Origin of the sequence: Tardiphaga sp. 172_B4_N1_3 (assembly GCF_052076035.1) — a bacterium.
GTDB lineage: Bacteria > Pseudomonadota > Alphaproteobacteria > Rhizobiales > Xanthobacteraceae > Tardiphaga > Tardiphaga robiniae.
The window spans coordinates 2,162,110-2,185,599 of sequence record NZ_CP197238.1 but is presented as its reverse complement, the minus strand read 5'-3'; the positions used below and the strand labels follow the sequence as shown (position 1 = coordinate 2,185,599).

The following is a 23,490-nucleotide window of genomic DNA, read 5'->3' as shown; positions in this document are numbered from 1 at the left end:
TCATGGGCATCGCCGCGGCTCAGTTCGGCGGCATCGGCTCCGCCGCGGCGCAGGCCGCCAAGGTCGGCAAACAGCTCCCGGCCATCAAGCGCGGCACGCATACGTCGTTCAAGCCGCTGAAGCAGATCAATGCCGGCGACCTCAGCGTCGCCTATGCCGAGGACGGCCCGGCCAACGGCCCCGTTGTGCTGCTGCTGCACGGCTGGCCCTATGACATCTACAGCTATGTGGATGTCGCGCCGCTGCTGGCCTCGGCCGGCTACCGCGTCATCATCCCGTATCTGCGCGGCTATGGCGGCACGCGCTTCCTCTCCGACACGACGGTGCGCAATGGCCAGCCAGCAGCGCTGGCCACAGACATCGTCGCATTCATGGACGCACTGAGGATCGAGAAGGCGGTGGTCGGCGGCTACGACTGGGGTGGCCGCACGGCCGACATTCTCGCTGCGATCTGGCCGGAGCGCGTCAAGGCGCTGGTCGCCGTCAGCGGCTATCTGATCGGCAGCCAGGAGGGCAACCGCATGCCGCTGCCGCCGAAGGCTGAACTGGAATGGTGGTACCAGTTCTACTTCACCACGGAGCGCGGTCGGCTGGGCTACGACAAGTACCGGCACGACTTCGCCAAGCTGATCTGGAAGCTGGCCTCGCCGAAGTGGAATTTCGACGACGCCACCTATGACCGCTCGGCCAAGGCGTTCGAGAATCCCGATCACGTCGCTATCACCATCCACAACTATCGCTGGCGGCTCGAACTCGCCCAGGGCGAGGCGAAATATGATGAGCTGGAGAAGCGGCTGGCGCAGGGGCCGGTGATCTCGGTGCCGACCATCACCATGGAAGGCGACGCCAATGGCGCGCCGCATCCCGATCCCAAGGCCTATGCGAAGAAGTTCACCGGCAAGTACGAGCATCGCACGGTGAATGGTGGCATCGGTCACAACCTGCCGCAGGAAGCACCGCGTGAATTCGCCCAGGCCATCATCGACGCCGACGCGATGGCACGCTGAGGGAGATCCGCGATGCGATGGATTCTTGCAGCGAGCCTCGCGGCAGGTGTGGTGTCATCCGTGGTGGTGGCGGCCCTTGCCGCCAATACCGCCAATCCGGAAAACCTGTCGCCGATATATGGCGTCGCGCTTCCGGATGACTACCGCAAATGGGAGCTGATCGCACCGGCGCAGGAGGCGGAGCCTCTGAATGAGCTGCGCGCGGTGGTCGGCAACGACATCGCGGTCAAGGCCTATCGGGATGGCAAGCTGCCGTTCCCCGATGGCACGGTGCTGGTGAAACTCGCCTGGAAGCACACCCAATCGCCTGAATTCGAATCCGCCTCGATCCCCGGTGCCGCGACCACGGTTCAGGTCATGGTGAAGGATTCGAAGAAGTATGTCGCGTCAGGCGGCTGGGGTTTCGGCCGCTTCATCAACGGCAAGCCGGTGGATCAGGCGCAGCATGAGACGTGCTTTGCGTGTCATGAAGCGCGCGTGAAGGAGCGGGATTACGTGTTCACGAAGTGGGCGCCGTAAGCGCCCATTTCACGAAACGCCGACCTCGGCCAGAAACGCCGTGAGGAAAGCCTCGGTCCGCGCGTGGCGTTCTTGTGCCATGCGTCGGCCGGTGGCGGTGTTGAAGCCGTCCGCGAGCGTCAGCAGTTTCGCCGGCAGATGGTCGATCGCAAAATTGCGGTCGTCGAGGGCGCGATGGCGGGCGGCAGGGTCTTCGGCATCATATAGGAAGGATTGCATCCGCCCGGCGGTGTAGAAACAGCGCGCGATGCCGATGGCGCCGATGGCGTCCAGCCGATCCGCATCCTGCAGGATCTGCGCCTCGATCGTCTCGGGCGTGATCTTGGCCGAGAAACTATGCGCCGCGATGGCATGGGCGACGCGGTCCAGCCGGTCGGTCGTCCAGCCGAACGGGGCGAGCAGCGTCACCGCGTGTTCGGCAGCGAGGCGCGAGGCACTGGCGCGGAGCGGTGAGCTCTTCTCGACGGCGACGCAGTCGTGCAGCAGCGTCGCTGCCGCCAGGATTTCGGCATCTCCGCCCTCGACGTCCTGGATGGTGCGGACGTTGGACCAGACACGCGCCAGATGCGCGACGTCATGCGACCCGTCATCGGTCTTGACGTGATGTAGAAGCGACGACGCCAGCGTTTCGAACGGAGCGAAGGCGGCAGTGATACCGGTGATCTCAGTCATGGCGTCGTTGTTAGATTGGCCGCCGGGCGTTGCCAAGCGTGTTTTGATGTCATTAGATTCGGATTGCGAACGGGTAGAACTCAGGCGGCAAGGCTGAGTGTGTATGCCGTTTTATCGCCGAAGCAGCATCATGAGGAATTGTGGCCAATAACCCCGTCAACAGCCTTAGCGCCTTGCTTGAGCAGAGCAGCGATAATTTGGCTCTGATCATCGGAAACGGCATCCACCGATACATAGAATCGAAACGTGTAAATTCCTGGGATCAGCTGCTCGTTGAGATTGCTCAAGAGTGCTCGCCCGGGCTTGTCGAGGTACCACCTGGCACGACGCTTACAGAATTTTATGATGTGCTGGAGCTCTTGTCCGGGAGTAAGATCGGTGCTCTGCAGGAGCAATTTTGTGCGCTCCTGGACGGTTGGGATGTACTCCCACATCACCGGAAGATCATGAACTGGGCAGTACGACACTGCACTCCAGTGCTCACGACGAACTTCGATCAAGTGTTGAGCGATGCCGTCAATGCACAGTTCTGGCGTCCGCAAAATCCGAAATTTACGAGCTACTACCCGTGGGAGTGTCACTTTAGCCAAACAGCTATCACTGATCCGTGCGCTTCTTTTGGCGTTTGGCACATTAACGGAATGGTAAAATACAAGCGAAGCATTCGCTTGGGACTTAGCCACTATATGGGGTCGGTTCAGCGAGCCCGGACTTGGCTTCATCGCAGCGGCGCCGCCCCTCTCTTTGGAGCAAAGGATCGTCGCATTTGGGCAGGTGCGAATAGCTGGATTCATGTTGTATTCAATAAGCCCTTGCTCATCTTTGGTTTGGCTCTTGAAGAAAACGAAGTCTTTCTGCGCTGGCTTCTGATTGAGCGTGCCAAGTACTTCAAGAAGTTTCGCGAGCGCTTTCATCCAGCTTGGTATGTTTACAAAAACGATATGTCTGACGACAGACAGGCTGGAAAGCTCTTTTTCTTGGAGTCGATGGGAGTCACTTGTATCGCGGTTCAGACGTTCGGAGAGATTTACGACAATGCGGGTTGGTCGTCCTGACGTGCCAGCTCAACGCATGTGTAAGGTCGCTCGCACCCGCGGGGAACGACGCCGCTATCGCTTCAGCAGCTCATATACCACCGGATCATCCGCACAGGCCTTGAAGCCGCATTCGAGCAAGGTCGAGGCGACGTTCGCGGCCGTCAGACCGATCACGAGCCAGACGGCAACATGCGCGATGACACTGGGCGCCGAGTGAGCAGCGGGGTCCTTCTCGAATTGCCGGTCGAACAGCAGCACCAGCGACAGCAGAACGATGGCCGCGATGAAGCCGATCAGTGCCCAAGTGTAATAGTGATAGCCGAACAGCGCGGTGCCGAAGCCGGGATCGCCGGGCATGATGTGCAGCAGCACCTGCCGCGTCGAGACGATGGCGCCGACCACGGCGGCGAGCAGCGACAACGCGTAATGGCTGGGACGCGGGCCGAAGCGGATGTTGAGGATCGGGCCGATGGCGAGCAGTGCAAACATGATCCGCTGCAACAGGCACAGTGGGCAGGGCAGCTCGCCCAAAATGAACTGCGCAGCAAAGGCGGCCGTGAGCAGGGCTGCGAGGGCGTAGAGGGCGAGGACATTGAGGACGATGGCGCGCTGTGAGGTCATGATGGCCTCAGAACGACAGTTTCAGCGCGTCGGTGGCATGATGCAGAAAGGTCGCCACGCAGGCGATCAGCACCACGGCGAACAGCGATAGCGCGAGCGTGCGGCTGCCATACCATGCGACGAGCACGGTGATGGCGATCGCCAGGAAAAGTGCGGTGAATTCCATGGTCGCTCCGGCGCTGAATGTGTCCGGTATCTTACGACAGATTCGCTGGCGCCCTGTCGTGTGTCATCTACGTCAGTCGGCACTCTCCGCCACGGTCGCACCTGTTTTGCCGGTGTAGTTGGCCACGGCATCCCGAAAGGCATGGACCTCGCTGTTCAGGGCGATCAGCCGTTCCGGCGTCATGCCGGCCGCGGCGAACAACGTCTCGCCGAGGCAGCGTGCCTTCTCGCGCAGCGCCGTGCCTTTGGCCGTGAGGCTGACGACGACCTGCCGCTCATCTTCCGGATTTCGCCTGCGCGCGACGAAGCCGGCCTGCTCGAGCCGCTTCACCAGCGGCGTGACCGTGCTCGATTCCAGCGCCAACCGATCGGCGATGCCGCCGACGCTCTGCGCGCCGCCCTCCCACAATGTGCTCAGCACGAGATATTGCGGGTAAGTGATCTCAAGCGCGTCGAGCAGCGGCTTGTAGGCGCGGCCAATGGCCATGCTGGCGCTGTAGAGCGAAAAACAGAGCTGGTGATCCAGCGGAATGTCGGCGGGCACCACGGCAACTCTCCTCACGTCGATATCACAATAACGTATATCGCGATAAATAAATATGGACAAGGCAGCTTGCTCGAGTCAATAAACATATCGCGATATTAGTTATCGCAATATGTAATTTGACCGAGGTTCTTCCGCCAGTCCGGTGGAGAGCGCCCGGTCCAAGCTTCGATGGAGACCAGCATGACCGTCCCACAGGGAACCGCCAGCCTGCCGGCCGTAGCGAGCGGAGACCTCGCACGTTATTACCTCGTTCGCGGCATCGTCGCGGCAGCCTGGGTGGCAGCCGCCTTCACCGTTGGCGTCTCGTCGCCCGGGGCCGGCGCCATCCTGCTGGTCAGTTACCCCGCCTGGGATGCCCTCGCGAACTGGTTCGATGCCAGGGACAGCGGCGGCTTGCTGGCCAATCCCTCGCAGGCGCTGAATGTGGGGGTGAGCCTCATTGCCGCACTGGCCGTGGCCATCGCCTTGCGCACGGGGATGAATGCCGTACTCGCGGTGTTCGGCGTCTGGGCGGCATTGGCGGGCCTCGCGCAACTGGTCACCGGCGTTCGACGCTGGCGCGCATTCGGTGCGCAGTGGGCGATGATCCTGAGCGGCGCGCAGTCGACCGCGGCCGGCCTGTTCTTTGTCAAGCAGGCGGGCGGCGCCACAGTGCCGACGATCGTGGATATCGCGCCCTATGCCGGTTTCGGCGCCTTCTATTTCCTGGTGTCGGCGCTGTGGTTGATCTTCGCGAACCGCAGGCGCACGGCCTGAGATCTGAGGACAAACCGATGATGCCGGCCCCAGCATCATCGGCCGCCTCTGTGGATGATCGCGGATTTGCTGTCAGCCGCTGCTGCCTGATCTGCTAGTCAGGTGAGAACGACGATCACTCCTGGCAGGCACGGCGACATCTCATGGCCATCACCATCTACGGTATCAAGAATTGCGATACGATGAAGAAAGCGCGCGTCTGGCTCGACAGCCATGGCGTCGCCTACAGCTTCCATGACTACAAGGCCGAAGGCATCGACAAGGCGCGGCTGCAGCGCTGGGCCAAGGAGGTCGGCTGGGAGACGCTGCTCAATCGCGCCGGCACCACGTTTCGCAAGCTCGATGACGCTGCCAAGGAAGATCTGAACGAGAGCAAGGCAATCGCGCTGATGCTCGAGCAGCCCTCGATGATCAAGCGGCCTGTACTCGATCTTGGCGGCAAGCTTGTGGTTGGCTTCAAGCCGGAGATTTACGCAAAAGACGTAAAATAGCGATCAGTCGATCTCGACGACGTCGCCGGCTGCGAGCCGGTGCGGCGCACGATAGGACAGGCTGCGATCGATCACCGCGCGGAGTTTCGGCACCGGCACGCTGTGATGGCCGCGCATCAGATTTTTGATTTCGAATCCGCCGTCCTCGCTGATGGTCTTGAGCGACGCGATGATATGGGTGACGCCATCGCCTGATGAGAACGGCATCAGCATCCGCTCATAGGCGACAACACGACCGTTGACATCGTCGATCATCGAGACGGTGTAAGTCGGCAACTCGCGTGCGATACATTCATGATAGGCCGGCAGCACGACAGGACCGAGGATCGGGCCGAGATAGTCGTCGAGATAGCGGCCCTTGCCGGTGGTACCATAGGCGCTCGCCATGCGGGTGCCGTTGCTGTCGATGATGAGCCGCGGCGGTGCCGTGCAGTGATCAACAATGTAGTCGACGAGATCAGGACGTTCGTCGTCCATCCGATCCGGGCGATAGTTGGCGATATCGGGCAGAGCCTGTTGCGGCGCATAGAGTCGTAGCCAGCAGTTCAGCAGATCGCGCTGCCGAATGGACTTCACCACGGACGCGTCGGCGCTCTGGAAGTCCACGGCAATGATCCCCCTGATATCGATCGGGGGTAGTATGAGTACAGCAAGCAAATAATCAATGAACGCGGGAAGTCGCCTCGCAATACAATTAACGAGCGATTTTCAAAGCTCCTTGCGGCGCAAACAGATGGCGCGTTCTGCACGGTGGACCGGTCGCAGGCGGACTCTGCTTTCTGCATGTGCAGGGGGCTAACTGCCTACGACTAAGGGCGAAGTCGGTGCGACAGGCAGTCCACCCAATTCTGCCGCATTGCACCTTGCGTTCGCCGTCGCGTTGACGGCATATTCGCGCCACTCGATGTGGCCGCGCGGGGATGACTTTCAGTTTTCCCCGAAATGCGGCTGCGCAAAAAGTTGGCCACTGGCGGAGACACACGCCGGGAAGGTCGATGGGGGAAATTTGCTTGACCGATGAGTTCATTCTCGAAACCAACGGATTGACCAAGGAATTTGCGGGCTTTTTTGCAGTCCGCGATGTCAGTCTCAAAGTTCGCCGCGGCACCATTCACGCATTGATCGGCCCTAACGGGGCCGGCAAGACGACGTGTTTCAATCTGCTGACCAAGTTCATGCAGCCGTCCGCCGGCCAGATTTTCTACAAGGGCAAGGATATCACCGCTACGGCGCCCGCCGACGTGGCGCGCCTTGGCCTCGTACGTTCGTTCCAGATTTCCGCGGTGTTTCCGCATCTGACGGCGCTGGAAAATGTCCGTGTTGCACTGCAGCGCCAGCATGGATCGTCGTTTGACTTCTGGCGGTCCAAGAGCGTGCTGGATCAGTACAATCAACGCGCCGCTGAACTGCTCGACGACGTCGGCCTCAGCGAATTCGCAAATACGCCCGCGGTGGAAATGCCTTATGGCCGCAAGCGGGCATTGGAGATCGCCACCACGCTGGCGCTCGATCCCGAGATGATGCTGCTCGACGAGCCGATGGCCGGCATGGGCCATGAGGACATCGACAAGATCGCAGCGCTGATCAAGCGCATCTCGGCAAAGTATACCATCCTGATGGTCGAACATAACCTCAGCGTCGTGTCCAATCTGTCGGACATCATTACCGTTCTGACTCGCGGAAAGGTTCTTGCGGAAGGCAGCTACGCCGATCTGACCAAGGACGAGCGCGTCAAGGAAGCTTATCTGGGAGCCGGGCATGGCTGAGATCACAATGGCCGCACCGGCAACGACTGCAGCAACTGGCAATCCAATTCTCAGCATCGAGAATCTCGAAGCCTGGTATGGCGAGTCGCACATTCTTCACGGCATCAATTTCAACGTGAAGCCGGGCGAGGTCGTCACGCTGCTCGGTCGCAACGGCGCCGGCAAGACCACGACGCTGAAGTCCATCATGGGCATCATCGGCAAGCGCACCGGCTCGATAAAGTTCGAAGGCAACGAGATCATCAAGACCTCGTCGGACAAGATCGCGAAGCAGGGTATCGCATTCTGTCCGGAAGAACGCGGCATCTTCTCCAGCCTCGACGTGAAAGAGAATCTGATGCTGCCGCCGACGATCCGGCCGGGCGGGTTGTCTCTGGATCAGATCTTCGAGCTGTTTCCAAATCTGAAAGAGCGTCTCAACAGCCAAGGGACAAAACTCTCCGGCGGTGAGCAGCAGATGCTGGCGATCGGGCGCATCCTGCGCACCGGCGCGCGCTTCCTGATGCTGGACGAGCCAACCGAGGGGCTGGCGCCCGTCATCATCCAGCAGATCGGCCACACCATTGCGCGGCTGAAGTCGGAGGGCTTCACCATCCTGCTGGTCGAGCAGAACTTCCGTTTCGCTGCCACGGTGGCGGATCGCTACTACATCGTCGAGCACGGCAAGATCATCGATGGCTTCGCCAATTCCGAGCTCTCGGCGAATATGGACAAGCTGCATTCGTATCTCGGCGTCTAACATCGAATAACGGACCGAGCCAACGGTCCGACGATAGACACAACCATCAATACGGGTAGGGAGCACAGAATGAAAAAAGTCGTTTCGACGTCGCTGCTGGGTTTTGCGCTGATGATGAGCGCAAGCTCGCTTGCGTTCGCCCAGGACAAGACCGCCAAGATCGGCGTGCTGAACGACCAGTCGGGCCTTTATGCCGACGTGACCGGTCCGGGTTCGGTGGTCGCGGCCCAAATGGCCGTCGAGGACTCCGGGCTCCTGGCCAAGGGCTGGAAGATCGACGTCGTGATCGGCGATCACCAGAACAAGCCCGACGTCGGCTCCAACATCGCGCGTCAATGGTTCGACGTCGACAAGGTCGACACCATCGTCGACGTGCCGACGTCGTCGGTCGGCCTTGTGGTCAACAATATCGTCAAGGAAAAGAACGGCGTTTATCTGAATTCGGGATCGGGCACCTCCGATCTCTCCAACGCACAGTGCTCGCCCAACACCATTCACTGGGCTTACGACACCTATCAGCTCGCCAACGGCACCGGCTCTGCCATGGTCAAGAACGGTGGTGACACCTGGTTCTTCCTGACGGCGGATTATGCTTTCGGCACCGCGTTGGAGCGCGATACCACCAACGCTGTCACTGCGAAGGGCGGCAAGATCATCGGCAGCGTCCGGCCGCCGCTCAACACGGCCGACTTTTCGTCGTTCCTGCTGCAGGCGCAGGCGTCCAAGGCCAAGGTGATCGGCCTCGCCAATGCCGGCGGCGACACCATCAACTCGATCAAGCAGGCGTCGGAATTCGGTATCATCAAGGGCGGGCAGAAATTGGCTGGTCTCTTGATGTTCATCACCGACATCCATGCGCTCGGACTTCCGGTCGCCAATGGTCTGAGCTTTACCGAGACGTTCTATTGGGATCTCAACGACGGCACGCGCGGGTTCTCCAAGCGCTTCCAGGCGCGCATGAAGAACAAGAACATGCCGACCACCGTGCAGGCCGGCGTTTATTCGTCCCTGATCCATTACTTCAAGACGCTCGACGCCATGGGCGGCAACCCCCATGACGGCCTGAAGATCATCAATGCGATGAAGGCGGCTCCGACCGACGACATCATCTTCGGCAAGGGCACGATCCAGCCGAACGGTCGCAAGCTGCACCCGGCCTATCTGTTCGAGGTGAAGAAGCCCGAGGAGTCAAAGGGGCCCTGGGATTACTACAAGCTGGTGGCGACGATTCCTGCCGATCAGGCCTTCACGCCGCTCGACAAGAGTGCTTGTCCGCTTTTGAAGAAGACCTAATTTAGAAGCCCGTCGTCCAAATCATTGAGAGGAAGCCATGAAAAACAAGATTTCAACCGCACTTCTTGGCACGGCGCTTTCGCTGGCCATGGCGGGCATCGCCATGGCCCAGGACAAGACCGTCAAGATCGGCGCACTCAGCGATCAGTCCGGTCTCTATGCCGATCTCGGCGGCCCGGGTTCGACCCTGGCTGCGCAGATGGCGGCTGAGGACTCCGGTCTGATGGCCAAGGGCTGGAAGATCGACATCATCTCCGGCGATCACCAGAACAAGCCGGATATCGGCTCCAACATCGCGCGGCAGTGGTTCGACGTCGACAAGGTCGACACCATCGTCGACGTACCGAATTCTGGCGTGGCGCTGGCGGTGAACAACATCGTCAAGGAGAAGAACGGCGTCTACATCAATTCGGGCGCCGCGACGTCGGATCTCACCAATGCGCAGTGTTCGCCGAACACCGTGCACTGGACCTACGACACCTACATGCTCGCGCATTCGACCGGGCAGGCGATGGTCAAGGCCGGCGGTGACAGCTGGTTCTTCCTCACCGCCGACTACGCCTTCGGTGCCGCACTGGAGCGCGATACCTCGGAAGTCGTCAAATCCTCGGGCGGCAAGGTGGTCGGCGGCGTCAAGCATCCGCTCAACACCGCGGACTTCTCCTCCTTCCTGCTGCAGGCGCAGTCGTCGAAGGCCAAGGTCATCGGTCTGGCCAATGCCGGCGGCGACACCACCAACTCGATCAAGCAGGCGGCTGAATTCGGCATCGCCAAAGGTGGTCAGAAGCTCGCGGCATTGCTGCTGTTCATCACCGACGTCAAGGCGATCGGTCTCGAAACCGCGCAGGGCCTCAGCTTCACCGAGACTTTCTACTGGGACCTGAACGACAAGACCCGCGACTTCTCCAAGAAATTCGCGGCGCGCATGAAGAACGGCGCTCCGCCGTCGATGGTGCAGGCGGGCGTGTATGCGGGCCTGATCCACTACTTCAAGGCGCTGGAAGCGCTCGGCAGCAATCCGCATGATGGCGCGAAGATCGTTGCCAAGATGAAGGAATTGCCGACCGACGATCCGCTGTTCGGGCAGGGCAAGATCGAAGCCAATGGCCGCAAGATTCACCCGGGCTATCTGTTCGAGGTGAAGAAGCCGTCGGAATCGAAGGCGCCGTGGGATTTCTACAAGCTTGCCGGTACAGTGCCAGCCGATCAGGCTTTTACACCGATCGAGAAGAGCACCTGTGCGCTGCTGAAGAAATAAGATCGTTGGCCCGGCGGCGCCGCGCTGCCGGGCCAAGACTTTCCTGCGATAAAAGTTGAGAACAACATGTCGATCAATCTACAGGCCCTGTCTGCGCAATTGCTGGTCGGACTCATCAACGGCTCGTTCTATGCGCTGTTAAGTCTCGGTCTCGCCGTGATCTTCGGCATGTTGAACATCATCAATTTCGCCCATGGCGCCGTCTATATGATGGGCGCCTTCGCGGCATATTTCCTGCTCAATCTGGCCGGCATCGGTTACTGGCCGGCGCTGATCCTGGCGCCGCTGGCGGTCGGCCTGTTCGGCATGGTGATGGAACGCACCATGCTGAAATGGATCGCCAATCTCGACCATCTCTATGGCCTGTTGCTGACCTTCGGTCTGGCGCTGATCATCCAGGGTGTGTTCCAGAATTACTTCGGCTCGTCGGGTCTGCCTTACGCGATCCCGGATGCGCTGAAGGGCGGTATGAATCTCGGCTTCATGTTCCTGCCGATCTATCGCGGCTGGGTCGTTATCTTCTCGCTGGTGGTCTGTATTGCGACTTGGTTCCTGATCGAGCGTACGCGGCTCGGCGCCTATCTGCGCGCCGCGACGGAAAACCCCACGCTGGTCCGCGCCTTTGGCATCAACGTGCCGCTGATGATCACGCTGACCTACGGGCTCGGCGTCGGTCTGGCGGCACTTGCCGGCGTGCTGTCGGCGCCGATCAACCAGGTTCGCCCGCTGATGGGTGCGGACCTGATCATTGTCGTGTTCGCGGTCGTCGTGATCGGCGGCATGGGCTCGATCATGGGCTCCATTATCACCGGTTTCGCCCTCGGCATCATCGAGGGTCTGACCAAGTATTTTTACCCCGAGGCCTCCAACACCGTCGTCTTCGTGCTGATGGTGCTGGTGCTCCTTGTGAAACCTTCCGGACTGACGGGACGGGCTGCCTGATATGACAACGATCACTGAAAACGCCATTCCGTCACCCCGCCGCACTGTCAAAGACGAGATGGTCGCCTTTGCGATCATGACCGCACTGTTGCTGGTCGTGCCGCTCACTGGCGTCTATCCGTTCTTCGTGATGCAGGCGCTCTGCTTCGCGCTGCTCGCCTGTGCCTTCAACCTTTTGATCGGTTATGGCGGTCTGCTGTCCTTCGGCCACGCGATGTTCCTGGGCACCGCCGGCTACTGCACGGCGCATGCGCTGAAAGTGTGGGGCCTGACGCCCGAACTCGGCATCGTCGTCGGTGTCGTCGCGGCCGCTGCGCTCAGCGTCGTCACCGGCCTGATCGCGATTCGTCGTCAGGGCATCTACTTCGCCATGATCACGCTGGCGCTGTCGCAGCTCCTGTACTTCGTCTATCTGCAGACGCCGTTCACCCATGGTGAAGACGGTATCCAGGGCATTCCGCAGGGCATCCTGTTCGGCCTGTTCAATCTCTCGAAGCCGATCACGCTGTATTACGTGATCCTGGCCGGCTTCACGCTGGGCTTCCTGATCATCTACCGCGCCATCAACTCGCCGTTCGGCGAAGTGTTGAAGGCCATTCGCGAGAACGAGCCGCGCGCGGTGTCGCTGGGCTACAAGACCGATCAATACAAGCTGCTGGCCTATATCCTGTCCGGCACGCTGGCGGGCTTCGCCGGCGCGCTGAAGGTGTTTGTGGCGCAGAACGCCTCGCTCACTGACGTGCACTGGAGCATGTCCGGTGAAATCGTGCTGATCACGCTGGTCGGCGGCCTCGGTACGCTGTTCGGTCCCGTGGTCGGCGCCTTCGTGATCATCGCCATGCAGCAATACCTCGCCGGCTTCGGCCAGTGGGTGACGGTGATCCAGGGCGTGATCTTTGTGGTCTGCGTGCTGACTTTCCGCCGCGGTGTCATTGGCGAAATCGCGCATTACTTCAAGCGGTCGCTGTAGTTCGCCGTTGTCCTACTTCTCCGATCCGGAGGCGGTGGCACGCTATGCAGAAGGCCCGGTGCGGCAAGTGCCGGGCTTCCTTGGGCTGCAGCAGATGGCGGGTATTCTCCTTGCGGAACGAGCGCCGGACGACGCCCATGTGCTCGTGCTTGGCGCGGGCGGCGGACTGGAGCTGAAAGCATTCGCGGCGACGCGGCCTGGATGGCGTTTTTGCGGCGTCGATCCATCGGCCGAGATGCTGGGACTGGCCAAGCGCATGCTCGGTCCGCTTGCATCGCGCGTCGATCTCCATGAAGGCTATATCGACGGCGCGCCCGAGGGGCCGTTCGATGCGGCGACCTGCATCCTGACCCTGCATTTCATCCCGGAGGAGGAGCGTCGACGCACGCTGGCCGAGGTGCACCGGCGGCTCAAGCCGGGTGCTCCCTTCGTCGTCGCCCACCACAGCTTTCCCCAGCACGACGGAGAAAAGGCCAGATGGCTGTCCCGTTACGCAGCTTTTGCGGCGGCATCCGGCGTACCGGCCGCCAATGCGGAGAATGCGATCTCGGCGATCGGCGAACGCTTGCCGCTGCTGTCGCCGGAGCAGGACGAAGCCCTGCTGCGGGACGCGGGCTTCACCGACATCGCCCTTTTCTATGCCGGGTTCACGTTCCGGGGCTGGGTCGCCTACAGGGCGTAGCTGTGGAGGGGGCTGCGGTCGACTTTCCGCCGCAGCGTGAATGGCGAAATCGCGCATTACTTCAAGCGGTCGCTCTAAATCCAGGCACTGCCTCAGGAAAAGCAGGCTGTCATAAAGCGGTGGATGATCGGGCCTAAAAGGTGCGCGATTGCCCGTCTTGGCCGGAAATGCTTTATGACATCCGTGTGACACAGGGCCGCCGGCGGTGGCCCCGCGGGACCATGTCCGCCATCTGGCGGTCCAGTCGCTGCGTTTTCCTGACAGTTGGATGAGATGATGCTGCGTTGGTTCCGGTCCTTTCTGCCCCGGGAGGAAAGGTTTTTCGACCTGTTCGCCCGCCATTCAGTGACCGTGGTCGAGGGCTCCAAGGCGCTTGCGGGGATGCTGGAAGGCGGCGACGAGACGCCGGTCTACTGCCAGCGCGTCAACCAGTTCGAGAACGACGCCGACGCCATCACCCGCGAGGTGCTGACCGCCGTTCGCCGTACTTTCATCACGCCGTTCGATCGCGTCGACATCAAGAACCTCATCACGGCGATGGATGATTCCATCGACCAGATGCAGCAGACGGCGAAAGCGGTGATGCTGTTCGAGGTACGCCAGTTCGAGCCGCCGATGCGCGAAATCGGCACGCTGCTGGTGGAGTGTGCCAACCTTGTCGGTCGCGCCGTGCCGCTGATGAGCGCCATCGGCGATAATGTCGGCCTGCTCACGGCGATCACCGAGGAAGTCGGCAAGCTCGAAGGCCGCGTCGACGATCTGCACGACATCGGGCTCAAGGAGCTCTTTCTCAAGCATCGTGACGCCAACACCATGGATTTCGTGGTCGGCGCCGAGATCTACAAGCACCTTGAAAAGGTGGCCGACCGCTTCGACGACGTCGCGAACGAGATCAACAGCATCGTCATCGAACAAGTATAAGGCAGGGCCATCAGGTGGACGCCACGCTCGCCTTTCCGGTGCTGATCGGCCTCATCGCCATCGCACTGTTGTTCGACTTTCTCAACGGCCTGCATGACGCTGCCAATTCGATCGCGACGATCGTCTCGACGCGCGTGCTGCGGCCGCAATATGCGGTGCTGTGGGCGGCGTTCTTCAACTTCATCGCCTTCCTGGTATTCGGTCTGCATGTCGCCAACACCATCGGCACCGGGATCATCGAGCCGAGCGTCATCGATCCCGCGGTGATCTTCGCAGCACTGATGGGCGCCATCGTCTGGAACGTGATCACCTGGGGCCTCGGCATTCCCTCGAGCTCGTCGCATGCGCTGATCGGTGGTTTGCTTGGGGCGGGCGTCGCCAAGGCAGGTCTCTCTGCGGCCTTGTGGACCGGACTGTCCAAGGCGCTGCTGGCCATCGTGCTGTCGCCGCTGGTGGGCTTCCTGCTGGCGCTGGTGCTGGTGGCTATAGTGTCATGGGCCTCGGTGCGCTCGACGCCCTTCGCCGTGGACCGCGCCTTCCGCATCCTGCAATTCGTCTCGGCTTCGCTGTATTCGCTCGGCCATGGCGGCAATGATGCGCAGAAGACCATGGGCATCATCGCAGTGCTGCTCTACTCGCAGGGCCATCTCGGCACGGAGTTTTCCGTGCCGTTCTGGGTCGTGCTGTCATGTCAGGCGGCGATGGCGCTGGGCACGCTGATGGGCGGCTGGCGCATCGTCCGCACCATGGGCCTGCGCATCACTAAACTCACGCCGATGCAGGGCTTCTGCGCCGAGACCGGCGGCGCCGCGACGCTATTTGCGGCGACGTTCCTCGGCGTTCCCGTCTCGACCACGCACACCATCACCGGCGCGATCGTCGGTGTCGGCGCGGCACGTCGTGTGTCAGCGGTGCGCTGGAACGTGGCGAGTTCGATCGTCTATGCCTGGGTGATCACGATCCCGGCCGCGGCGATCGTCGCCGCCGCGACCTGGTGGATCGTGAAGCTGCTGCATCTGAGCTTTATCTGACGCAGGTCACGACACCAGCTTCAGCCCGGCAATGCCCGCCACGATCAGCCCGATACAGGTGATCCGCGCCACCGTTGCCGGGTCGCCGAACAGGTACATGCCCAGCGCCGCGGTGCCGACCGCGCCGATGCCGGTCCACACCGCATAGGCGGTTCCCATCGGCAGTTCCTTGAGGGCGAGGGCGAGCATGCCGACGGACGCAGTCATGCTGATCAGGGTAAGGACGGAGGGGACGAGGCGGGTGAAGCCTTCGGTATATTTGAGCCCAACGGCCCAGCCGACTTCGAGCAAACCCGCGATGAACAGCAACAACCAAGCCATGGAACGGCCTCCTGGTAAAAATACAGGGCCGTCCCTGCAAGCAAAGGTCTCCCTTTGCCGGATGATGATGATTTGGAGGTCGTCCTCGCAGGGGTTATATGGGACCCACGCAGCCGGATCGCAACGCGGCCGATGGTCGCCACTTCGGCCAGTTTCCCGCCCAAAATCCCTTGATTGCGCCCGTTTTCCCTGCCACAGGCACGTTTATGTCCGATATCGCCCTTTCCGCCGACTCAGCCGCGCGTTCCCCGCTTGCCAATGAGGTCGCCCGCCGCCGCACTTTCGCGATCATCTCGCATCCTGACGCCGGCAAGACCACGCTGACCGAAAAGCTGCTGCTGTTCGGCGGCGCCATCAATCTGGCGGGCCAGGTCAAGGCCAAGGGCGAGCGCCGCAACACGCGCTCCGACTGGATGAAGATCGAGCGCGACCGCGGCATCTCCGTCGTCACCTCGGTGATGACCTTCGAATTCCAGGGCCACGTCTTCAACCTGCTCGACACGCCGGGCCATGAAGACTTCTCGGAAGACACCTATCGCACGCTCACCGCGGTCGACTCGGCTGTCATGGTGATCGACGCCGCCAAGGGTATCGAGGCGCGCACGCTGAAGCTGATTGAGGTCTGTCGCCTCCGCGACATCCCGATCATCACCTTCGTCAACAAGATGGACCGCGAAAGCCGCGACGTGTTCGATCTGCTGGACGAGATCGAGAAGACGCTGGCGCTCGACACCACGCCGATCAACTGGCCGGTCGGCCGCGGCCGCGATTTCATGGGCACCTATGACATCGAAACCGGTGGCATCCGCCTGCTCGAGGGCGGCGGCGCCAAGACCGGCGCAGCCGAGAAGATCAAGATTGCCGATCTGGCCGGCCGCAACCCCAATCTCGATGCCAGCGAGGTCGCCGACGAACTCGAACTGGTGAAGGAAGCCTCGAAACCGTTCGATCTGCAGTCGTTCCGCGAAGGCCATATGACGCCGGTCTATTTCGGCAGTGCGCTGCGCAATTTCGGCGTCGGCGATCTCTTGGAAGGCCTCGGCCGTTTCGCGCCGTCGCCGCGCGCGCAGGAGAGCAACCTGCGCAAGGTAGAGGCTGACGAGCCCCGGATGTCGGCCTTCGTGTTCAAGATCCAGGCCAACATGGACCCCAACCACCGCGACCGCATCGCCTTTGCGCGGCTGTGCTCGGGCAAGCTGACAAGGGGCATGAAGGCCAAGCTGGTGCGCACCGGCAAGAACATGTCGCTGTCGTCGCCGCAGTTCTTCTTCGCGCAGGACCGCGCTATTGCGGACGAGGCCTATGCCGGCGACGTGGTCGGCATTCCCAATCACGGCACGCTGCGGATCGGCGACACGCTGACCGATGGCGAGGACATCACCTTCATCGGCGTGCCCAGCTTCGCGCCGGAAATCGTGCGTCGTGTGCGCCTCGGCGACGCGATGAAGGCGAAGAAGCTCAAGGAAGCCCTGCAGCAGATGTCGGAAGAGGGCGTCGTGCAGGTGTTTCGCCCACGCGACGGCGCGCCGGCTTTGGTCGGCGTCGTCGGCCCGCTGCAGCTCGACGTGCTGAAGGCACGGCTCGATGCGGAGTATCAGTTGCCTGTCAGCTTCGAAGTCTCGGAATTCTCGCTGGCGCGCTGGATCTCATCCGAAGACAAAAAGAAGCTCGAGACCTTCATGTCCAACAACAATTCCGGCGTCGCCGATGATGTCGACGGCGACCCGGTGTTCCTGGCGAAGAACGATTTCTATCTGAACTACACCAAGGAACGCGCGGAAGGGATCGTGTTCTCGGATATCAAGGACGTGAAGAAGCAGGGGTGAGAGACTGCGCGTTCGACGTCGGTCTATACGGTGAGGCAGCGTTCTCACGAAAAGCGAGGACGATCCGCCGGGTCGCTCCGGCGGATCTCAACCTGCTAGCGGTACGCAATACATGAACCGCTTGAGAAGACCGTATCGCTGAATTCTTAAAGAAAGATTCCTGACCGCGAAGCGTGTCCGCAACTATCGTCAGTCAAGGCAACAGAGAATCGGCCGCTGCTCCTACATAGTTAAGTAGTGGAATGGATATGAAGTTTGTGCGACCTCCAGGCCACAGCCTTAGGCACGAGATTCCACGATCCTCTTGATATTCGCCAGCCCCAACTCCGCCTCCGCATCGATCCGCGCAATCATCTCCGTCGTCGCTTCCTTTGGCCGCGCGGGGTTGCGCACAGTACGCGTGAACTTCGTCCCGCCATCGACCTCGGCGCAGACATATTGCACTACAATCGGGCCGGTGATGCTCATATGTGTCAGGCCGATCCAGAGCCGCGGACGTTCGCAGGCGATCACCAGCCAGTCCAGCGCGACCGGGCCCGACCGCGTCGACCAGTGTTCGTGAAACGTGTCGCCGAACCGCATCGGACGATCCTGGCAGTCGATGTCGTGCGAGGAGGGCAGCCATTGCGGCCATGTTTTCGGATTGGTGACGTAGTCGAACACGGCTTCGGGCGCAGCCGCGATCACGATGGAGTGGCTGCGCTCGAACGGATGCGTCGGTGTCTTGGGTGTGGTCATGGCTGGCGGTTCCTCCGCGGTCTGTTCGCGCAGTTGTGAACGGTCGTGTTCTTGATGAGTGCGCAACGGCGTTGCGTATTGTGTGGAGGTTTGTCGGGGAAGATGGGTACGTGGGTCAAGCCCGTGTATGACGTATGAGTTGGGCGGTAGACTCTTCCCACGTCTTGGCTGTGCAACGCGCGAAGCGCGGCTTCGCGAGATGACCGGCCATCCATCTTCCCTTGTGAACCGGGCGGCTGACGATGTATTCGCGGCCTTTGACGTCGGGCGTGACGAACCCGGTTCCCGTCATCGACTCGCATTTGAGGCATTTCCGGTCAAATTTGATAGTGTTCTCTGGCTACGAGGTACCGGTGCCCAAGCCGTGCGTCACGACGACCTGGGCCTTTTGGAAAGTTTGAGCGAGATGAATGGGGTCATCGTCAGAACTACGCTCCAACTGATCACGCCCGGAATATTGTTCGTCTTCGGGGCTGCCTTCGTCTGCGCGTGGCTCGTCGAGAAGAAGCGCAACTACCTGCTCTTACTGGCCGGCGCGTGCGTCCTGTTTGCCCTCGGTGCGATGTCGCAGATTTTGAGTTGGCCGCCCGGCGCGGGGCCCAATGCCATCGTCTCGGGCGCGCTCTACACGTCGGCGGTTATCGCCGCCGTGGAGGGCATCCTGGTGCGTTCGGGGAAGGGGCTCGGTCCGGTCATCGATATGGCGATCCTTGCCGGCTTCGTTCTTCTGCTCGCCTATTTCTTTTATATCGATCGCAGTCTCATCGCCCGGGTCTACATCCAGAATTTCGGCTACGGCCTCCTGATGCTCATCGCAGCATCGCGGCTCACTGCCTTGACGCGTGGTCCGTATGTCGATCGGGTCCTGTTCTGGGTGCTGTTGCTGTTTGGTTTGCATTTTTTTCCGCGAACCCTGCTCACGGTCGGATTTTCCGCGCCGGTCGACAGAACCGCGTTCAGCAATTCGATGTTTTGGCAAGCACTCCAGCTTTCGCTCGCCGTGCTCGGCGCCGGCCTGGCGCTGGCCATCCTCGCCGCGGCGGTGTCCGACATGATCGACGATCTTCGTCGCGAACGCGATGTCGATCTGTTGACCGGCATCCTGAACCGGCGCGGCTTTCAAGAACGGGTATCCGCCCATCTGCGCAAACACGGACCGAGCCGTGCTGCGCTCGCCTTGTGCGACATCGACAACTTCAAGAGCATCAATGACACCCTCGGCCATGACGTCGGGGACGATGTCCTCGGAGAGGTGGGGCGCATGCTGCGCAACGCGTCGCGCAAACGCGACATCGTCGGGCGGCTGGGCGGCGAGGAATTTGCGGTGTTCCTTCCGGATACGGACGAACAGGAAGCGGTTGATTATGCCGAACGGTTGAGGATCGCGATCGAGCAGAACAGCTTTGCCGTCCCGGGTGGAGCGAGGCAGGTCACTGCGAGCTTCGGCGTGGGGACGTTGCAGCCGGGAGATAGCTGGCCGAGCCTGTACAAGCGGGTCGATGGGCGACTTTACGAAGCGAAGCGGACCGGCCGCAATCGCACAATTTCCCGCATGCTAAGCGCCTCTGCCGACGCGCCAGTCGCTGGATCCGGATACGCGCTTCCGCAGCTGCAGAGCCAGGATAGCGCCCGGTTCTGACGTCGAATTCGGTTTCGCAAAGATGGGTGCGCGAGTCATCCAGCTTTGCGTCAGACGATTCAGTTGTGATGTATTCCATGTGCAGCGCGATGGCGTCACTATGTCGGTAACGGCTCGCCGGTCTGCTCACGCACCAGGTAATCGGCATACCAGTCCGGCCAGTTCTCGTCATGCTGGCCGCCGCTGCGCTTCTCGTGCTCGCCATGGGCGACGGCCGCCCGCCGCAAGGCGGCTGCGAGATCCGCGGAAGAGCTGAACGTCGTGGCACTGGCATCGACACGCCCGGGCAGTCGCGCGGTGATCTCCTGAAACAGCCAGCCATTGCCGTCCGGGTCGCTGAATGATGCGAAGGAGCGATAGCTGGCCCGCGCGGGATCGAGGCCGTTCACCCGAAGTCGCCCGAACAAATAGGGTTCGTCCGGCCCGACATTGACATCTCCGGCGTGGAAGGCGTCGCTCACCTTGATGCCGCGGCCGAGCAGGTCTGCACGGGCGGCCTCGATGTCGGAGACGATCAGATACAGGCCCTGTGCCGAGCCGGGCGTTGCGGCAGTGACGTTCTTGCCGAAGATGACCGAGCAATCCGAAGCCGGCGGCGTGAACTGGATCACGCGATAGTCGTCGCCGACCACGAAGTCGGCGTCGAGCCTCCAGCCGAGGCCTGCGTAAAAACTCTTGGCCGCGTCGACATTCGACACGGGAATGACGACGATTTCGAGCTTCATGGTGACGGAAGTATCACGATGCACCTGGGGACTGCTCATGTCAGGTCTCCTGAGGTCGGGGTGTGATGACGACGACGTGCCGGGCTGCGCACAGGCGCAACAATGTCTGCAATCGGGCGTTTGGCCGGCGTTCCGTTTGTTGGTCTGCTCGTGCGGTTGTGACCCATCCCGATCTTGATGATGCCACACGCCTGTATCATTTCAGGTGAGGGCGCATTTGCAAAGGTGTCCGAATGACACGGAACCTCACGTTGCTGTTGATCGCCGGCGTAGTGGCGGCATTCGCCGGGCAGGCGGAGGCGCGGCGGCTGCGCGCCGGCGATGCAGTGCCTTTTTCGCATAGGCCGTGCAGCGTGCTGGACGGCGAGCCGTGCACGCCGTCCACCTGCAGCGTGTTCGATCACGGGCCGTGCATTCCCGAGATCGATTATCCGATCGGCCAGAACCTGCAGGTCACGGTGCTGAGCGTGCCGCCGGGCGATCAGCAGGACCGCTATCGCAAGCCGGATCACGATCTCGATACGCTCGGTGATCTGCTCGCCACCTTGCGGTCGTGCTGGTCGCCGCCCGCACCGGAGAGTGCGCGTGCGGGCATGCAGATGTCCGTGATGTTTTCGTTCAATACGGCCGGCACGCCGATCGCCCCGCCGCGCGTGACCTTTGCCAGCAAGGACGCGCCGCAGGACACACGCGACACCTATCTCAAGGCCATCAACGCCTCGCTCCATAGCTGCTTGCCGCTGAAACTCACCAAGAGTCTCGGTGGCGCGGTCGCCGGGCGGCCGATCATGATCCGCTATGTCGATAACCGGGAGTTGGAGAAGCAGTCCGGGAAGTAAGCTGCTTCCTAACCTCGCCCCGCATTTGCGGGGAGAGGTCGGAGTCGGCGCGTAGCGACGGCTCCGGGTGAGGGGCCTTGAATGGCGGGGGGAGGACGCGGAATCTCGGGTCTGCAGTATCGAGATCCGAGGGTGCTTCTTCGTGGCTGGCTTTGTGCCATGCCCCTCACCCGAAACACGCGCTGCGCACGCGTTTCGACCTCTCCCCGCGCAGAGCGGGGAGAGGTTAAGAGAGTGAACCGCTGCGCCACCCGCCGCGACGAAGGGGAAACCACTCCGGAGGCGGCGATGTTTGGACGCAGGTTCGTGTTGATTGCGACAATTGTTTGCGCTGTCGGCGCGCTCACCGGCGGCAGCGCCTTGTTGTTCTGGCCCGAGCCCGACAGCTGGACCGAGGAAGCCAAGGCCTGCGTCGGCGACAAGTATGTCGGCTTCTGGCAGGACAACGGCAAGTATTCGTTCAAGATGGACTTCGAGAACAATTGCGCCCGCAAGATCGCCTGCGGCATCGACGTCACGGTAACCAGCGCCAAGGGCTCGGTGAAGGACCACGGCACGGTGATCATCCCCGCACGCGGCCAAACGCCGAGCGAGGCGAGGTACAGCATTCCGACCTCGTCGTCGTCCGGCATGGCCCAAACCGCGCGAAACTGCCGGTTCGTGTGACGGTCTTTCTTACCTCGCCTCGCGTTTGCGGGGAGAGGTCGACCGGCGAAGCCGGGCGGGTGAGGGGCCTTGTCTGGTGGTGAGGCAAACGCGGATTCTCGGGTTGGTCACGCGAGATCCGGGGGCAGCATATATATGTGGCTGGTATCGTGCCATGCCCTCACCCGCCGCGAAGACGCGGCGACCTCTCCCCGTAAAGAACGGGGAGAGGTTAGACCTCAATCGATCCTGATCTTCGCGGCCTTGATCACCTCGGCCCACAGCGCCTTCTCATCGGCCATGCGCTTGCGGAGCTGATCCGGCGTGGTCGGTGACGGCGTGATAAGCTGCAGCTTCAGCTTCTCGATCACGGCAGGTTCGGCCAGCGTCTGCGTCACTTCGGCATTGATCGTCGCCACCACTTCCTTTGACAGCCCGCCCGGGCCGACCAGCGCGTTCCAGGCGTCGGACTGCACGTCGATGCCGCTCTCGGTGAGTGTCGGCACATCCGGCAGGAACGGCGAGCGCTTCGCAGTGGTGACGGCGAGGATCTTTACAGCGCCGGTGGCGAGCTGCGGCGTGACGCCGATGGCGGGGAGGCATGCGACCTGCACATCGCCGCGGATCAGCGCGGTGGTCGCCGCGGGCGAGGACGGATAGGGGATGTGCACCATATTGGCGCCGGCCTTCTGCGCGATCGCTTCCATGCAGAGCTGCGACAGCGTGCCGACGCCGATCGAGCCGTAGCCGAGGCCCTTCGGATCGGCTTTGGCCTTGGCCAGGAATTCCGCGACCGTATTGACGCCGAGGCTGGTCGGCACTGCGAGCACGCTGGGGAGCTGCGTCAGCAAAGTGATCGGTGCGATGTCGGTGTCGGGATTGTAGGGCAGCTTGGCAAACAGCAGCGTGTTGATGGCGAGCGGGCCGCCGAGCGAGATGCCGATGGTCGAACCATCCGGCGTGGATTTGGCGATGGCGTCGGTGCCGATATTGCCGGAGGCGCCGGGCTTATTCTCCACGACGAAATTGGTGCCGGGATGCCGCGTCTGCAGACTGTCGGCGAGCACGCGGCCGACGATGTCCGGGCTTGCGCCGGCGCCGAACGGCACGATGATGCGAACAAGCTTGGGCGGCCAGACGGGCGCCTGCGCGTGCGCTGCGAAGGGCAGCGTCGCGAACAACAGCGCTGCGAGCGCAAGGTGAAGGCGGGTAGGTGTCGTGTCGTTTCGCAGCATTGCGTGCGTCCCCTGAAAAGTGATACCCGGAAGCCGTCTGACCGGCGCCAAAGGCGGCTAAAATCCGCAGGCCGGGCGGGACCATAGTGGGAATTTCAGGGCGGG

The 23,490-nt window shown here is 61.7% G+C and carries 27 protein-coding genes; 18 read left to right on the top strand and 9 right to left on the bottom strand.

From position 1 onward, the window contains the following. Nucleotides 1-2 precede the first annotated feature (2 nt). Nucleotides 3-1,007: an alpha/beta fold hydrolase gene (locus tag AB7783_RS10190; RefSeq protein ID WP_441279676.1), complete on the top strand. Its 1,005-nt coding sequence runs from the start codon at nt 3-5 to the stop codon at nt 1,005-1,007. A 12-nt stretch (nt 1,008-1,019) separates the two neighbouring features. Beyond that, the gene (locus tag AB7783_RS10185; RefSeq protein ID WP_441277543.1) at nt 1,020-1,526 is read left to right on the top strand and encodes a cytochrome P460 family protein; all 507 of its coding nucleotides are present in this window, start codon (nt 1,020-1,022) and stop codon (nt 1,524-1,526) included. Between the two features lie 9 nt (nt 1,527-1,535). Here the strand turns inward: AB7783_RS10185 and AB7783_RS10180 are convergent, their stop codons facing one another. Continuing rightward, complete coding sequence (locus AB7783_RS10180) at nt 1,536-2,198, bottom strand: HD domain-containing protein (RefSeq protein WP_439072060.1); 663 nt, start codon at nt 2,196-2,198, stop codon at nt 1,536-1,538. A 140-nt stretch (nt 2,199-2,338) separates the two neighbouring features. On the opposite strand from AB7783_RS10180, the gene AB7783_RS10175 reads away from it, so the two are divergent. Continuing rightward, complete coding sequence (locus AB7783_RS10175; RefSeq protein WP_441277542.1) at nt 2,339-3,253, top strand: hypothetical protein; 915 nt, start codon at nt 2,339-2,341, stop codon at nt 3,251-3,253. A gap of 54 nt (nt 3,254-3,307) precedes the next feature. Here the strand turns inward: AB7783_RS10175 and AB7783_RS10170 are convergent, their stop codons facing one another. The 3 genes from AB7783_RS10170 to AB7783_RS10160 all read right to left on the bottom strand — a co-directional run bounded on the left by AB7783_RS10170 (nt 3,308) and on the right by AB7783_RS10160 (nt 4,583). Continuing rightward, nucleotides 3,308-3,856: a disulfide bond formation protein B gene (locus AB7783_RS10170; protein ID WP_441277541.1), complete on the bottom strand. Its 549-nt coding sequence runs from the start codon at nt 3,854-3,856 to the stop codon at nt 3,308-3,310. Nucleotides 3,857-3,863: 7 nt separating this feature from the next. Then, nucleotides 3,864-4,022: a DUF5993 family protein gene (locus AB7783_RS10165; protein ID WP_441277540.1), complete on the bottom strand. Its 159-nt coding sequence runs from the start codon at nt 4,020-4,022 to the stop codon at nt 3,864-3,866. Nucleotides 4,023-4,094: 72 nt separating this feature from the next. After that, complete coding sequence (locus AB7783_RS10160) at nt 4,095-4,583, bottom strand: MarR family winged helix-turn-helix transcriptional regulator (RefSeq protein ID WP_441277539.1); 489 nt, start codon at nt 4,581-4,583, stop codon at nt 4,095-4,097. Between the two features lie 165 nt (nt 4,584-4,748). Here AB7783_RS10160 and AB7783_RS10155 point away from each other — a divergent pair, with 165 nt between their 5' ends. Beyond that, a complete protein-coding gene (locus tag AB7783_RS10155) occupies nt 4,749-5,324 on the top strand; it encodes a DUF308 domain-containing protein (protein ID WP_441277538.1) in 576 nt (191 codons plus the stop codon). Nucleotides 5,325-5,467: 143 nt separating this feature from the next. Next, nucleotides 5,468-5,815 carry an ArsC family reductase gene (locus AB7783_RS10150; protein ID WP_441277537.1) on the top strand — a complete coding sequence of 116 codons (348 nt, stop codon included), beginning with the start codon at nt 5,468-5,470 and terminating at the stop codon, nt 5,813-5,815. Between the two features lie 3 nt (nt 5,816-5,818). Here the strand turns inward: AB7783_RS10150 and AB7783_RS10145 are convergent, their stop codons facing one another. Then, nucleotides 5,819-6,421: a hypothetical protein gene (locus tag AB7783_RS10145; RefSeq protein WP_089263894.1), complete on the bottom strand. Its 603-nt coding sequence runs from the start codon at nt 6,419-6,421 to the stop codon at nt 5,819-5,821. Nucleotides 6,422-6,825: 404 nt separating this feature from the next. Between AB7783_RS10145 and AB7783_RS10140 the strand changes: the two genes are divergently transcribed. From AB7783_RS10140 to AB7783_RS10100, 9 genes are all read left to right on the top strand, one after another. Further along, nucleotides 6,826-7,581, top strand: coding sequence for an ABC transporter ATP-binding protein (locus AB7783_RS10140; RefSeq protein ID WP_089263895.1), 756 nt, complete (start codon nt 6,826-6,828; stop codon nt 7,579-7,581). Further along, entirely contained in the window at nt 7,574-8,320 is a 747-nt protein-coding gene (locus tag AB7783_RS10135; protein ID WP_441277536.1) for an ABC transporter ATP-binding protein, read from the top strand. The genes AB7783_RS10140 and AB7783_RS10135 overlap by 8 nt, the downstream gene beginning before the upstream one ends. Before the next feature lie 69 nt (nt 8,321-8,389). Continuing rightward, nucleotides 8,390-9,613: an ABC transporter substrate-binding protein gene (locus tag AB7783_RS10130; protein WP_320444442.1), complete on the top strand. Its 1,224-nt coding sequence runs from the start codon at nt 8,390-8,392 to the stop codon at nt 9,611-9,613. A 37-nt stretch (nt 9,614-9,650) separates the two neighbouring features. Beyond that, a complete protein-coding gene (locus AB7783_RS10125) occupies nt 9,651-10,871 on the top strand; it encodes an ABC transporter substrate-binding protein (protein WP_120292249.1) in 1,221 nt (406 codons plus the stop codon). 66 nt (nt 10,872-10,937) lie between these two features. Next, nucleotides 10,938-11,813, top strand: a complete 876-nt coding sequence (locus AB7783_RS10120) for a branched-chain amino acid ABC transporter permease (RefSeq protein ID WP_089263899.1) — start codon at nt 10,938-10,940, stop codon at nt 11,811-11,813. A gap of 1 nt (nt 11,814) precedes the next feature. Continuing rightward, entirely contained in the window at nt 11,815-12,783 is a 969-nt protein-coding gene (locus AB7783_RS10115) for a branched-chain amino acid ABC transporter permease (protein WP_439084935.1), read from the top strand. Nucleotides 12,784-12,790: 7 nt separating this feature from the next. Further along, a complete protein-coding gene (locus tag AB7783_RS10110; RefSeq protein ID WP_439064087.1) occupies nt 12,791-13,465 on the top strand; it encodes a class I SAM-dependent methyltransferase in 675 nt (224 codons plus the stop codon). A 276-nt stretch (nt 13,466-13,741) separates the two neighbouring features. Then, a complete protein-coding gene (locus tag AB7783_RS10105; RefSeq protein ID WP_089264630.1) occupies nt 13,742-14,386 on the top strand; it encodes a DUF47 domain-containing protein in 645 nt (214 codons plus the stop codon). A 14-nt stretch (nt 14,387-14,400) separates the two neighbouring features. Next, nucleotides 14,401-15,417, top strand: a complete 1,017-nt coding sequence (locus tag AB7783_RS10100; RefSeq protein ID WP_089263901.1) for an inorganic phosphate transporter — start codon at nt 14,401-14,403, stop codon at nt 15,415-15,417. A gap of 6 nt (nt 15,418-15,423) precedes the next feature. On the opposite strand, the gene sugE is transcribed toward AB7783_RS10100, so the two are convergent. Next, nucleotides 15,424-15,738 (bottom strand): quaternary ammonium compound efflux SMR transporter SugE, encoded by a 315-nt coding sequence (gene sugE / locus AB7783_RS10095; RefSeq protein WP_068731015.1) that lies wholly within the window; start codon nt 15,736-15,738, stop codon nt 15,424-15,426. A gap of 206 nt (nt 15,739-15,944) precedes the next feature. On the opposite strand from sugE, the gene AB7783_RS10090 reads away from it, so the two are divergent. Further along, nucleotides 15,945-17,564, top strand: coding sequence for a peptide chain release factor 3 (locus tag AB7783_RS10090; RefSeq protein ID WP_089264631.1), 1,620 nt, complete (start codon nt 15,945-15,947; stop codon nt 17,562-17,564). 279 nt (nt 17,565-17,843) lie between these two features. Here AB7783_RS10090 and AB7783_RS10085 read toward each other — a convergent pair whose 3' ends face one another. After that, nucleotides 17,844-18,302 carry an SRPBCC family protein gene (locus AB7783_RS10085; RefSeq protein ID WP_441277535.1) on the bottom strand — a complete coding sequence of 153 codons (459 nt, stop codon included), beginning with the start codon at nt 18,300-18,302 and terminating at the stop codon, nt 17,844-17,846. Between the two features lie 199 nt (nt 18,303-18,501). Between AB7783_RS10085 and AB7783_RS10080 the strand changes: the two genes are divergently transcribed. After that, nucleotides 18,502-19,941 (top strand): GGDEF domain-containing protein, encoded by a 1,440-nt coding sequence (locus AB7783_RS10080; protein WP_441277534.1) that lies wholly within the window; start codon nt 18,502-18,504, stop codon nt 19,939-19,941. Nucleotides 19,942-20,039: 98 nt separating this feature from the next. Here the strand turns inward: AB7783_RS10080 and AB7783_RS10075 are convergent, their stop codons facing one another. Continuing rightward, entirely contained in the window at nt 20,040-20,705 is a 666-nt protein-coding gene (locus AB7783_RS10075; protein WP_441277533.1) for a VOC family protein, read from the bottom strand. A gap of 194 nt (nt 20,706-20,899) precedes the next feature. Here AB7783_RS10075 and AB7783_RS10070 point away from each other — a divergent pair, with 194 nt between their 5' ends. Both AB7783_RS10070 and AB7783_RS10065 read left to right on the top strand, forming a co-directional pair. Continuing rightward, complete coding sequence (locus tag AB7783_RS10070) at nt 20,900-21,505, top strand: hypothetical protein (protein ID WP_441277532.1); 606 nt, start codon at nt 20,900-20,902, stop codon at nt 21,503-21,505. 288 nt (nt 21,506-21,793) lie between these two features. After that, entirely contained in the window at nt 21,794-22,171 is a 378-nt protein-coding gene (locus tag AB7783_RS10065) for a hypothetical protein (protein WP_441277531.1), read from the top strand. Between the two features lie 218 nt (nt 22,172-22,389). Here AB7783_RS10065 and AB7783_RS10060 read toward each other — a convergent pair whose 3' ends face one another. After that, complete coding sequence (locus tag AB7783_RS10060; protein ID WP_120292263.1) at nt 22,390-23,385, bottom strand: Bug family tripartite tricarboxylate transporter substrate binding protein; 996 nt, start codon at nt 23,383-23,385, stop codon at nt 22,390-22,392. Nucleotides 23,386-23,490 lie beyond the last annotated feature (105 nt).